This is a genomic window from Pricia mediterranea (genome assembly GCF_032248455.1).
GTDB classification, from domain to species: domain Bacteria; phylum Bacteroidota; class Bacteroidia; order Flavobacteriales; family Flavobacteriaceae; genus Pricia; species Pricia mediterranea.
This window is the reverse complement of record NZ_JAVTTP010000001.1, coordinates 3,862,866-3,876,291: the sequence shown is the minus strand read 5'-3', so window position 1 is coordinate 3,876,291 and position 13,426 is coordinate 3,862,866. Positions and strand designations below refer to the sequence as shown.

At 48.2% G+C, this 13,426-nt stretch carries 7 protein-coding genes; 6 read left to right on the top strand and 1 reads right to left on the bottom strand.

Translation table 11 applies throughout. From position 1 onward, the window contains the following. Positions 1-7: 7 nt before the first annotated feature. Positions 8-916, bottom strand: a complete 909-nt coding sequence (locus RQM65_RS15985) for a TolB family protein (protein ID WP_314016421.1) — start codon at positions 914-916, stop codon at positions 8-10. Positions 917-1,060: 144 nt separating this feature from the next. Here RQM65_RS15985 and RQM65_RS15980 point away from each other — a divergent pair, with 144 nt between their 5' ends. The 6 genes from RQM65_RS15980 to RQM65_RS15955 all read left to right on the top strand — a co-directional run bounded on the left by RQM65_RS15980 (position 1,061) and on the right by RQM65_RS15955 (position 13,395). Next, the gene (locus RQM65_RS15980; RefSeq protein ID WP_314016420.1) at positions 1,061-1,738 is read left to right on the top strand and encodes a DUF4159 domain-containing protein; all 678 of its coding nucleotides are present in this window, start codon (positions 1,061-1,063) and stop codon (positions 1,736-1,738) included. A gap of 151 nt (positions 1,739-1,889) precedes the next feature. Beyond that, positions 1,890-2,987, top strand: coding sequence for an AI-2E family transporter (locus tag RQM65_RS15975; RefSeq protein ID WP_314016419.1), 1,098 nt, complete (start codon positions 1,890-1,892; stop codon positions 2,985-2,987). A gap of 2 nt (positions 2,988-2,989) precedes the next feature. Next, positions 2,990-4,186 carry a class I SAM-dependent methyltransferase gene (locus tag RQM65_RS15970; RefSeq protein ID WP_314016418.1) on the top strand — a complete coding sequence of 399 codons (1,197 nt, stop codon included), beginning with the start codon at positions 2,990-2,992 and terminating at the stop codon, positions 4,184-4,186. Positions 4,187-4,577: 391 nt separating this feature from the next. Continuing rightward, on the top strand, positions 4,578-7,886 hold the full coding sequence (locus tag RQM65_RS15965) for a SusC/RagA family TonB-linked outer membrane protein (protein ID WP_314016417.1): 3,309 nt from the start codon (positions 4,578-4,580) through the stop codon (positions 7,884-7,886). 49 nt (positions 7,887-7,935) lie between these two features. Further along, positions 7,936-9,681 (top strand): RagB/SusD family nutrient uptake outer membrane protein, encoded by a 1,746-nt coding sequence (locus RQM65_RS15960; RefSeq protein WP_314016416.1) that lies wholly within the window; start codon positions 7,936-7,938, stop codon positions 9,679-9,681. Positions 9,682-9,798: 117 nt separating this feature from the next. Beyond that, positions 9,799-13,395, top strand: coding sequence for a CRTAC1 family protein (locus tag RQM65_RS15955; protein ID WP_314016415.1), 3,597 nt, complete (start codon positions 9,799-9,801; stop codon positions 13,393-13,395). Positions 13,396-13,426 lie beyond the last annotated feature (31 nt).

The following is a 13,426-nucleotide window of genomic DNA, read 5'->3' as shown; positions in this document are numbered from 1 at the left end:
TTCGCTCTCATTTATAGGCGTAACTGACAAAAGCAAAGCGTTTGCCATCGGACGACCATGAGGGCACGTTAATCGTGCCTTGCCCCCCGGTGAATTCGCAAAGGGTTCGGATCGACCCTGTTTTCAGATTGTAAAGCCGAAGTGCAACTTCTTTCATCGGCGGATGGGCGCTGCCCTGGTCCTTTAAATAGGATATAATAACGAGATGTTTACCGTCGGGGGAAGGATGGGGAAACCAGTTCGAAAGTTCATCCTCCGTCAACTGCTCCGGCTTGCTGCCATCGGGATGCATCCGCCAAATTTCCATTTTTCCGGAGCGGATGGAGTTGTAGTAAATGTACTTTCCGTCGGGGGAATACTCGGGGCCGTCGTCAAGCCCCTCGGTATCGGTCAATGCCGTTTCCTCCCCGCCGGTTACGGGAATGGAGTAAATGTTAAAGTGTTCACCGCGTTTTGCCGTATAGACCAAAGTGCTACCGTCGGGGGACCAGCCGTGCCAAAAAGAAGGGGTGTTTTCCGTTACCCGGACCGGGGTACCGCCCTCGATGGGAAGCGTGAAAATACAGGAGGTAAGCCATCCCCCTTCGCCGCTCTCCACATTATGGCTGATCGCCAAGGTCTTACCATCCGGGGAGATTCCGTGGTCATTGTTGCAACGGTCGGCGAAACCGGTATCGAGCTTTTCCTTTTTTCCATCCCAATAGACCTTAAAGAGGCCCCCGTTCTGATTGATGATGAAATATTTTCCGTCAGCACTCCAGTTCGGGGCCTCAAAATGGGCATCCTCCTTTAAAACCACCCTGCGCTCATCGGTTTCGATATCGTAAATTTCCAGGGTCGAGACGATGCCCTGGTTCTGCGCCGACGCGGATACAGCGAGCGTGAAAAAAAGTAATAATAAAATACGGTCTCCCATTTCTTTCAAATTTATTTCTTAAATGTAGTAAAAATAAAGGGAAGCCGTTTAAAATGCTTGGCGGTCTCATGTTGGTTTATTGAACGTCATACCGATACCAAAACATTATGATTATTCTTACATTTGCGTCCACATTCAGTATTTATGAACCCTCTTGAAGGAATTCGAAGTAATCTCCAACATCTCATTCTTGGCACTTTGCTCTTTAGTCTAGGTATTAGCACGGCAGACGCCCAGGAAATCGCCGTACTCAAATATAGTGGCGGCGGGGACTGGTACAGCAACCCGACCTCCCTGCCGAACTTGATCGGATTCTGCAACGCCAATATCGGTACCAAAATCACGGAAAAACCGGAAACGGTAGAGGTCGGGAGCCCCACGATCTTTCAGTATCCGTTCCTGCATATGACCGGTCACGGAAATGTTATTTTTTCGGAGGAAGAGGCCGAGAATTTGCGCACCTACCTGCTGTCGGGCGGTTTTTTGCATATCGACGATAACTACGGAATGGAGCCCTATCTGAGAAAGGAATTGGTGAAGGTCTTTCCGGATGCGGAATTGGAGGAATTGGGGACGGACCATCCTATTTTTGACGCAGTTTATGATTTTCCCGAAGGCTTACCAAAAATACACGAACACGACGGGAAACGACCCCAGGCATTCGGGATAAGGTATCAAAACAGACTGGTGCTGCTGTTCACCTATGAAAGTGACCTCGGTAACGGCTGGGAAGACCCCTCGGTGCATAACGATCCGGAGGAAGTACGACAGAAGGCCCTGAGAATGGGAGCGAACATCATCGCCTACGCTTTCGGACATTAAAATTCCATCCCATTTCGGATTATAACCTATATTTGAGCCACTTAAAATCAGCCCCTGAATCCATAAACTTTGGAACTTAATTAAACATAAACCCATAAACCCATAAACCCACATACTCAACTAAACTCAACTAAACCCATAAACTCAACAAATGACCGCTAAAACCATTTCCGACGGAATATTGCGCGCCTTGGCCATAGTCCTGGGTATTGCCCTGCTGCTGTATTTCCTTTGGCAAATCCAGGCCGTTATCGCCTATCTGGTGATCGCCGCGGTAATCGCGCTGCTCGGTAGGCCCGTGGTCTATTTTTTTCTAAGCAAGTTGAAACTACCGAAGCTACTGGCAGTAGTACTGACTATGCTGTTCTTAATGGGTATTTTAGCCGGGGTCATCGCCCTTTTTGTTCCGCTATTGACCGAGCAGGGAAAGAACCTTTCGTTGCTCAATATCAATGCCCTGCAACAAAATCTCAATTCACTTTACGCCGAGATTACGAAGTACTTAGGGGCATCTCCCGATATGTTCAACAAATTGTGGGACACCGACCTCGAGCAGTCGATGTTGGAGCGCTTTGACGTAGGGTTTATTCCAAATTTTCTGAATACCCTCCTGGGGGTCATCAGCACTGCGAGCATCGGGCTGTTTTCGGTACTTTTCATTTCCTTCTTCTTCCTAAAGGACCGCCTCTTGCTGCAAAAGGGTATTCTAGCTTTTGTTCCCAAAAGAAAGGAGAAGGCCACCATACATTCCATCGAAAAAATCAACAATCTGCTATCCCGCTATTTTGTCGGATTGCTGTTGCAAATCTTTGTGCTGTTCGTCATCTACACCATTACCCTGCTGATCGTCGGCATCGAAAATGCCATCGTTATTGCCTTTTTATGCGCTCTTTTCAATATCATTCCCTATATCGGTCCTATTATCGGGGGCGTCGTAATGATCGTGCTTACCATGACCAGTAATCTTGGAATGGATTTTAGCAGTGTGATACTGCCCAAGGCCGGTTATGTGCTGATCGGATTGGCGGTGGGGCAGCTGGTGGACAATTTCTTTTCGCAACCTTTTATTTTTTCGAACAGCGTGAAATCCCACCCCTTGGAAATCTTTCTGATCATCATTATCGCCGGCTTGCTGTTCGGGGTGGTAGGGATGATTGTCGCAGTACCTGGCTATACCGCGCTGAAGGTCGTTCTAAAGGAATTTTTGGCGGAAAACAAAATCGTAAAATCCCTGACCAAAAGCTTATAGTCTTGCACCATCCCATAGGTTTCGACAAAAGGATATTGCGTACCGAGGTGCAGGATTTTATATGGAAAAATCAGCGGACCGACATCGTATCGCTGCTGCTACAAAAGCCTGTTTTCCAAGACATTTCAAACCGGGCGCTGGCCCAACAGTTGGAGGCCCGCAAAAAATGCGAAACCAAACTGCCGAAATGGTTCGGAACGAAAGGAATCTATTACCCGAACAAGCTCAGTATCGAGCAGTCTTCTTCCGAGATTGCCGCGAAGTACAAGTCCCAACTCGTTTCCGGCGAATCGCTGATCGATGCCACGGGGGGATTTGGGGTGGACAGTTATTATTTCAGTTCCCAAATGGCCCAGATCTACCATTGCGAAATCGACCCGAGGCTTTCCAAAATCGCGGCCCACAATCTTAAGGTTTTAAAAGCGGAAAATATCCGGACCATCCCGACGGACGGGATACAGTTTTTAAGGGATTCCACATCCTATTTCAATTGGATATACCTCGACCCCTCACGAAGATCGGTCACCGAGGGAAGAGTATTCAGGCTATCGGATTACCGCCCGAACATTTTGGAAGACTTGGGGTTGCTTTTCGCCAAGTCGGATAACATCCTTTTAAAAACCTCTCCCCTACTGGATTTTTCGATCGGCATCTCCGAATTGGGCGCAGTAAAGGAAATTCACGTGGTGGCCGTAAAAAATGAGGTCAAGGAACTGCTCTGGATACTGAAAAAGGGATACGCTGGGGACATGATGGTGAAAACCGTGAATTTTTCGAACCGTGGAACAGAAACTTTCGAATATCCGCTATCCGAAGAGAAAAGTACCAGGGTCGAGTACGCCCTGCCCCTATCCTACATCTATGAACCCAATGCGGCCATCTTGAAATCAGGCGCATTTAAGACGGTGTCGAAGCGCTTCCACCTTAAAAAACTGCACGAGCATACCCATTTATATACTGCTGACGAGCTGATCGATTTTCCCGGGCGGCGATTTAAGGTGAAGGTCGTCCTTCCTTACAATAAAAAGCAAATCAAACGGCTTGGCCTTAAGAAAGCGAATATAAGCACACGCAATTTTCCGGAAAGCGTGGCGGAAATTCGGAAAAAATTTGGGATCGGGGACGGGGGGGATACCTATCTTTTTTTTGCAACCCTTACCAACGAGGTTAGGACGGTGCTACTATGCTCAAAAGAATAATTCATACCATTGGTTCGGTCTATTACATAAACAGGATGGGATAAGAGCCAAGATGACGTGGTGTTCAGATCGCTGCATATCGCCCGGTTCGAACGGGAAGTGCGCGAGAAAAATCTTAATAACCCGGTTAAATATAACATTCTTAAAAAAATTAACAGAAGTTGAGCACACATGGTTAGCGCGTTTCACTATCAAGAAAACCAGCCACTTACAGCTGAAATAGCTGATTTATAGTGGGAATTATTTGAAAACTTCGAATTTTTATAATTTTTGATGTCATAAAATTTTAGTATCATTACAGCCGAATTTTGTTTTTGTTAACATCTAATATGTGAATATTACTTAGCAAAAATGAAATTTTACTCGAACTCTAAACTAACAAACAACGATTATGAATCAACAACGTAGAAACTATGCGTTACCACCCCAGGGGAAAGGTCATTCTTTCTGTATCGGGCTCTTCTCAATGCTATTATGTCTAGGATCACAATTCGTCCTGGCCAGTACGGCGACAATCGGTAGCAATGAAACGAATGTTATCTTGCAGTCTACCGTTACCGGTACGGTCGTCGATAGCGAGGGCATCCCCTTACCGGGTGCGAACGTTCTTGAAAAAGGGACCACTAATGGTACCCAGACCGATTTTGACGGTAATTTTACGCTCGATGTTGCGGATGGTGCCACTTTGGTCATCAGCTACATCGGGTTTCAGACCCAACAAGTTCCGGTGGATGGCCAATCCGAAATCAATATTACTATGGCGGAAGATTCTGCCCTTCTCGATGAGGTCGTGGTTACAGGATATCAGACCCAGACAAAGCGTGAGACCACTGCTGCGGTCTCTGTAGTACAGGCCGAAAAGCTCGCTGCGGTCCCCTCAGGGAACGTAGAACAGCAATTACAGGGCCGGGTTTCGGGTGTTACCGTTATTACCAATGGCCAACCGGGTACGACAAGCCAGATTCGTATCCGTGGTTTCGGAGCCTTCGGAGGTAACGAACCGCTGTATGTTGTCGACGGGCTTCCTGTAAACAATACCGAATTTTTGAATCCCGATGATATAGAGACCACGACCGTGTTGAAGGATGCCGCAGCGGCTTCGATTTACGGGGCAAGGGCGGCCAACGGGGTTGTGGTCTACACCACCAAGCCCGGTTCCAGGGGCACTCAAAAAACCGAGGTTTCCATCAACATCTCCAGCGGTATCTCCGATCCGAATGCAGGAAGGGCAAAGAAAATGCTGAGTCCTTATGACCAAGCAAGATATACTCACATCGCTTACGAGAACAACGCGGCCGCACTGGGTGTTCCAGTTGACTATAACCACCCACAGTATGGCAGCAACCCCATTCCTACGCTGCCCGATTATCTTTATGCCAACGGCCCTAGCGGTGTATCGGCCAGCGAGGTCGATTTGGCGGCAATTCGGCAGGCCTATGAAAACGACCCCCAGAATACATTTTTGATCCGTCCCAACCTGAAAGGCACGAACTGGTATAAGGAAATTACCCGGGTAGCCCCCCTTAGCAGGTTTACCGTCGGCTTCAAAGGCGGTACCGAAAACGGTAGGTTCTATTCCAGCATCTCCGGACAGGACCAAGCAGGTATTCTACTGGAAAACGATTTTAAAAGATATACGGCACGGTTCAACTCCGAATGGGATCTAGCCCCATGGCTGAGTATCGGGGAGAACTTTCAGGTAACCTACCGGTCCTTGACAGGAGGGTTCGGTGGATCCGGAGGAATAGGCGGTGCCGACGATGAATCCGCGATACTATCTTCATTTCGGATGTCGACCATTATACCGGTATATGACGAGTTCGGAAGCTTTGCCAGTACGAAGGCGGCCGGTTTTGGTAATCCAAGAAACCCTGTTAGGGAATTAAAGAACAATGATGGCGACGATCGAAGCTACTCGATCGGCGGAACGGGCAATGTATACGTTCTCCTGAAACCCTTCGACGGACTTACACTACGATCGAGTCTTGGTGGCGGTTACAGCAACTATTATTATACAGACTACACCTACAAGTACCTGGGAGACGCCGAACCCCAGGCGAACAATAGCTATGGAGAAGGCAGCGGATTTAATTTCAATTGGACGTTTACCAACACGGCCAGTTACGACAAGTCGTTCGGGGTGCATCGCATCAAAGCGCTTGCGGGCATCGAAGCCCTGAATACAGGAAGAGGCCGCAACATCAGCGGATCGGGACTCAACCCGTTCTCCACCGATCCCGATTTCCAAAGTCTCACCGTGGTACAAAGTCCGGTAGTCAATAGTAGTCAATATAAGGGTGTAAACTTTTATTCGCTTTTCGGAAAATTGGATTACAATTTCGATGAGAAATACTATATAACAGGGGTATTACGTAGGGACGGAGCCTCCCGCTTTGGGGGGAACAACCGATACGGAACCTTTCCGGCCATATCCGGTGCGTGGCGAGTCATTGCCGAATCCTTTATGCAAAACCAGGAAGTTTTGAGTGATCTTAAGGTAAGGGGAGGCTGGGGCCAAATGGGCAACTCCAACAACGTTAACCCGAACAACCAGTATTTCCTGTATGCCGCCGACAGGGCCAATACCTTTTATCAAACCACCGGTCAGGCCTCTGGAGCGGACGAAGGCTTCGCGTTAAGCCGTATAGGAAACCCCGATGCCAAATGGGAGACCAGTACCACTCTCAACATCGGTTTCGACGCCAGTTTTTTCAACAATAGATTGGATTTCATCCTAGATCTCTGGAAGAAAGATACCGAAGACCTCCTGTACCAATTGCCGTTACCGGCCGTAACTGGAAATTATGCCGCCGCACCCTCTGTTAACATTGCTAAAATGTCGAATAAGGGGTTGGACTTCGAAATCATCGGACGGGGAAACTTCACGGAGGATTTTAGTTTTGAAGTGAGCATGACGAACTCGTTTTTGAAGAATGAGATTGCGTCGTTGGCCCCCGGCCTTGATTTCTTTGACGGACCCAGTGTGAGAAGCATCGTCGCCACTAGAAATGCGGTTGGTCAGTCCCTATCGGCCTTCTACGGCTACAATGTCATTGGATATTTCAATACCGAGGAAGAAGTGCAGAACTCCCCCGAACAAGACGGCAAGGGCTTAGGCCGTTTCCGATATGAGGATGTTAACCGGGATGGGGAAATTACCCCAGACGATCGAAAGTTCCTGGGAAGTCCCGTACCGGACTATACGGGAGGAATAACCCTGAACTTAAAATATAAGGCACTTGAGTTCGAAACCTATTGGTACGGTACTTTTGGTAACGAGATCTGGAACCAGTCTAAATGGTACACCGACTTCTACGGCACCTTTGAAGGTGCCGCGAAAGGAGTTGCCGCCTTCGATTCCTGGACCCCGGAGCTCGGCAACGATGCCGCCGCTCCAATTTGGGAAAGCGCTTCCAACTTCAGTACCAATACCGTAGGCAATTCCTGGTACGTTGAAAACGGTAGCTACGTTCGCTTACAGCGTTTGTCCCTATCCTACGACTTTAAGGAAGAACTGGCGGACAAATTGGGCCTGACCAAATTTAAGATCGGACTGTCGGCCAATAATATTTGGACCATTACCGATTATAGTGGCATCGATCCGGGCATCGGTAACGCCGCGGATACCAACTTCGGTATCGACGTCGGCAACTATCCCGTCGCCCCCCAGTATCTGATTAATTTTGAAATCGGCATCTAAAAACCGGCTGCTTAACTTGTTTAAAAAAACTATTTTTATAAAAACTATTATGGAAACAATATATAAATCAAAAAAGTTGGTCGCCCTATCGATTGCCCTGTTGATGTCGGGCATATCGTGTAGCGATGAGTTTCTAGAAGTGCCGCCCACTAACACCTTGGCGGAAGCACAGGTAACTACCGTCGAAGGGATTGAAGGTTTGTTGATTGGGGCTTACTCCATGTTGAACGGGGCTTTGAACGGTAACCGTGCAGCCGGACCCAACCATTGGATTACGGGATCGATTCTTGGCGGCGATGCCAATAAGGGCACGGATCCCGGTGATTATGCCGCAATGGCCACGATACAACGCTTTCAGGCCGATCCGACCTTTGCGGAATTTAACGCTTTATGGGCGGCTCGTTACGAAGGGGTAAGCCGATGCAATGCCGTACTGACCGCCATCGCCGAATCGGGCGATGCGATTCCTGCAGAAAAGGCTACAACTATGGCGGCACAGGCCCGAATGCTCCGGGGGCATTTTTATTTTGATCTAAAGAAGCACTATAACAATATTGTAGTCTTCGATGAGACCGTCCCTACCGTTGAAATACCTGAAATACCCAACAACGGCGATGCCTGGGCACAGATTGAATCCGATTTTCAATATGCATTCGACAACCTGCCCGAAGTAACCGATGCGGGCCGGGTCAACAAATGGGCCGCCGGAGCTTACATGGGTAAAGCCAAGCTCTATCAGGAAAAATATGCGGAGGCCATAACGTGGTTCGACGATGTTATTGCCAACGGTGTGACTTCCAACGGACTTAAATATAAATTACTGGATGACTTTGCCGAAATCTTTAATGCGGCCAACGACAACCACGCCGAAGCCATTATGGACGTTGAATCCTCCAACGAAACGGGGTCCGTTAACAACTCCAACTGGTGGGACGACCTCAACTATCCCTATCAGACCGGTACCGACGGACCGGGGGACTGCTGTGGCTTTTTTCAGCCCAGTTTTGAACTGGCCAATTCGTATCGGGTGACCGGCGATGGTCTGCCCCTTCTTGACAAGTCGTATCGAAATTCCGCTAATGAACTGGAAACCGATATGGGTATATTGACCAGCGAACCCTTCACCCCCGATGCCGGCCCCGTAGATCCCCGACTTGATCATTCCATCGGAAGAAGAAGCATTCCCTATTTAGGATGGCAACCGTTTCCCGGATCGGCATGGATCAGGGTTCAAAACTACGGCGGCCCCTATGCCCCTAAAAAATATGTGTACTATGTGAACCAAGATGGGGTGTACACCGATGCGAGTTCATGGACGCGTGGTTATGCTACTATGAACTATACGATTATTCGATTTGCCGATGTCCTCTTAATGGCGGCGGAAGCAGAAATCGAGGCCGGTTCTTTGGAACAGGCGCGTACCTACGTCAATATGGTTCGAGCGAGGGCGGCCAAATCGGAATTTTGGGTTAAAAATGACGACGGAACCAATGCGGCCAATTATGTAATCGCTGAATATTCCCCAGCCCAATTCGCCAGCAAGGCATCGGCAACCCAAGCACTCCGTTTCGAACGCAAATTGGAGCTATCCGGGGAAGGACACCGGTTCTTTGACTTGGTCCGATGGGGAATTGCGGCCGAGGAGATCAATTCTTTTATTGACTATGAGAAGCAATATTTGTCCTCAGCATATGAAGGAGGCAATTTTACCGAAGGAACCAACGAATATTTGCCTATACCCCAGACCCAGCTTGATTTGCAGCCTGGAGTGCTAACACAAAACCCTGGTTACTAAAGCAGTAATATTAAAGATACGATAGGCAACAATCTTGTAAAGGCATCTCGAAATCGGGATGCCTTTTTTGTAATTTCGTAACATCTATCAATCACCTATTTTGGCATTGTTGTTCATATGAAATTTGAAGAAGTCAAATATAGTGTTGGGCTCCTGGTCCTCATCTTGTTTCTTAATTCGGGTTGTACGGAAGAGGAACGGCCCAAGCGATTTCATGCTATTGGCCCATCGATATCGGGATTGGACTTCAACAACCAACTCTCGGAAAACGACTCCATCAACATCATTGATAATGAGTTTGTGTACAACGGGGCTGGCGTGGCCATCGGGGACCTGAACAATGATGGTCTCGATGATATCTTCTTTGCAGGCAACCAAGTGGACAACCGGCTTTATTTGAACCTGGGGGAACTGGAGTTCGATGACATTTCCAAGACGGCCCAAATTGGAAAACCGGACTCCCTTCTTTGGTCGTCGGGAGTGTCCATCGTGGATATCAATGCGGATGGAAAAAATGATATCTACATCTGCAATACGTTTTACCGGGATTCCGTACATAGAAAAAATCTCTTGTACATCAATCAGGGGAACAACGACCAGAACGTACCCCTGTTTCAGGAAATGGCGGAAGCCTACGGGCTGGCTGATGTCAGTTATTCCTCCCACGCCCAATTTTTTGACTATGACCGTGACGGGGATCTCGACCTGTTTATCGGGGTCAACCGTATCGAAGGCGTAGACCCGACCCTATTCCGTCCCCTCGAGGATGACGGAACATCAATGAGCAAAGACCGGCTCTACGAAAATCGCGGGAATACTGGACAAGGCCACCCACATTTCGTTGAAATTTCTGAAAAGGCCGGTATCCGCTACCATGGCTATAGCCATAGTACCGTCATCAACGACTTTAATGAAGATGGCTGGCCCGATATCTACGTTGCCAACGATTTTTTTAGCAACGACCTCCTCTATATCAATAATCAAGACGGTACTTTCACCAACCGGGCCCGGGACATGTTCAAACATTTTAGCCTGTCTTCCATGGGCAGCGATATGGCCGATATCGATAATAACGGGCAGCTGGAACTCTACACCACCGAGATGCAGCCCTATTATAATAAGCGCAAGAAATTGTTTCAAGGGCCCAGCAGTTATCAAAAGGAAATTTTTACCAAAAAATTCGATTACGAAAAGCAATATACTCGCAACACCTTACAAATTAGCCACGGTACCAATCCGGAGACCCAACTACCCGTTTTCGGGGAAATTGCGATGCTCGCCGATATCAAGGAAACGGATTGGAGCTGGGCCCCGCTTTTTGCCGACTATGACAACGACGGATGGCAAGACCTTTTTATTACCAACGGTTTTCCAAAAGACGTGACGGATCGGGATTTCGGTGATTTTCGTTCGACTTCAAAACAGTTTATAAGTAAAGAAAAATTGATTGCCGCCATACCCCAGATCAAGGTTCCCAATTTTATGTTCCGCAACAGGGGCGATTATGAATTTGTGGACGTCACCAAAGATTGGGGGCTTGACTTCCCCACCTACTCCAACGGCGCCGCCTATGGTGATCTCGATGGTGATGGAGATCTCGATTTGGTAGTCAACAATATCAACGACAAGGCGCTTCTTCTTGAGAATAAAACAAACGAGCTCGATCAGGGCAACCGTTACCTTCGGATAAAACTGAAGGGGCCAAAAAATAATTTGAACGCCATTGGGGCCACTGTAGAAATATATGGGGATAGCCTCCGACAGAAAAAGTCGCTCCTGAGCGGGCGGGGATATCTTTCCCAACCCGAAACCATCCTGCATTTCGGTCTAGGGAACCGTTCCAATATAGATAGCCTGAAAATCAACTGGCCGAACGGGAACGAGCAAATGCTCGGCAAGGTTTCCGCGGATACCGTGGTTACCATCCCCTACTCCCCACATCCCATACATTCCGACAAAACCAACGCTCCTAGACAATCGCCTCTGTTCGAGGAGGTTTCGGACAGGTATGGTCTGGACCATTTTGCCGGAGACCATGATTTTATCGATTTCAACTTCCAAAGTACCTTACCCCACAAATTCTCACAATACGGGCCTGCCCTATCCGTCGGGGACATCAACAGCGATGGCCTCGATGACCTGTTCGTAGGAGCAAGTCGTAGTTTTAAGGAAAAGTGGTTTATACAACAAGCAGATAACAGCTTTGTGCAAAAAGAGGTCGCCTATAAGAACTCCCAAGAACTCCACGAAGAAGATGCGGGTACCTTACTGTTCGATGCCGACAACGACGGCGACCTCGACCTCTATATCGCCCGAGGCTCCGCCCAGTATCCGTCTGGGCATGAGTATTATCGAGACATGCTCATGATTAACAATGGTCAGGGCAATTTTACGTATTCAAAAAACAGCCTTCCCGACATGCGCACAAATTCCTCGGCCGTAAAAGCTGCGGATTTCGATCGCGATGGTGACCTTGATCTCTTTATCGGGAGTAGGGTGTTGCCGTTTTCCTATCCTAAGTCCGATCGCTCATACATCCTTAGAAATGAAAGTAGCGCCGGCAGCCCGAAATTTACCGATGTGACCCAAGAGATAAACCCCGAACTGGAATTTCCCGGTTTGATCAGCGATGCACTTTGGACGGATTTTAACGGGGACTCGTGGCCCGATTTGATCTTGGCCGGAGAATGGATGCCCTTGCGCTTCTTTAAAAACGATTCGGGAAAACTGGTTGAAGTTACCGAAACCACTGGGGTAGATAGCTATTCGGGATGGTGGAACAGTCTGGCAGCGGCCGATCTGGACAACGATGGCGATATTGACTACATCGCGGGTAATGTGGGGGAAAACCTGAACTTTAAGGGTTCGATGGATGAACCGGTGCGTATCTACGCCAAAGACCTGGACAACAACGGGAGCATCGACCCCTTGATTTCCTACTATCTGCGTGACAGTGTCGGTATCAAAAAAGAATACCTCTACCACCCTTGGCAAGATGTGACGAAACAATACGTAGGCATCCGAAAAAGATTCAATTCTTTTGGGGAATTCGGGGAAGCAACTTTACCGGAAATGTTTCCCGACGGCCTGTTGGACGATGCTACTGTAGATTCCTTGAACTATATGAAGACCTCGTGGGTGGAGAATCTCGGTGATGGTACGTTTAAAATGCACGCTTTGCCCATCGCCGCCCAGCTCGCACCGGTTTACGGAATCCTGCCTCAAGATTTGGATGGTGACGGCTATCTGGACCTCCTCATGGTAGGAAACGACTTCGGGATGGAAGTCCAGCAAGGGCCTGCGGATGCGCTGGTCGGAGTGGCCCTAAGAAACAAGGGGGACGGCAGTTTCGAATCCATTCCGTTGAACCAAAGCCATTTCTTTGTACCCGGTGATGGGAAGAGCCTGGTCGCGATTTCACTTTCGGATACAAAGCGCTTGATTGTCGCATCCCAAAACAATGATTCCCTACGGGTATTCGAACCAAAAGCAAAGTCAGATGGCGTACGCATACTATTGCAACCCGACGAGGTAAGATCGGAAATCCGGTTTCAGAATGGACAAAAACAGATACGGGAATTTTACTGGGGCAGTTCATTTCAGTCACAATCAAGCCGCATTATTAGGGTACCGACCAAAGCATTGGAAATCCGTTTCTACAATATTTTTGGGAAAGAAACGCGGAAGTTGGATCTGCAACACGTTGAGACCTAAAATCCGGATTACACTTTCGAATACAAATAAA

Coding starts and splice junctions, on each gene's coding strand:
- RQM65_RS15960 (WP_314016416.1), top strand. CDS start 7,936: ATGGAAACAATATATAAATCAAAAAAGTTGGTCGCCCTATCGATTGCC.
- RQM65_RS15955 (WP_314016415.1), top strand. CDS start 9,799: ATGAAATTTGAAGAAGTCAAATATAGTGTTGGGCTCCTGGTCCTCATC.
- RQM65_RS15980 (WP_314016420.1), top strand. CDS start 1,061: ATGAACCCTCTTGAAGGAATTCGAAGTAATCTCCAACATCTCATTCTT.
- RQM65_RS15975 (WP_314016419.1), top strand. CDS start 1,890: ATGACCGCTAAAACCATTTCCGACGGAATATTGCGCGCCTTGGCCATA.
- RQM65_RS15965 (WP_314016417.1), top strand. CDS start 4,578: ATGAATCAACAACGTAGAAACTATGCGTTACCACCCCAGGGGAAAGGT.
- RQM65_RS15985 (WP_314016421.1), bottom strand. CDS start 916: ATGGGAGACCGTATTTTATTATTACTTTTTTTCACGCTCGCTGTATCC.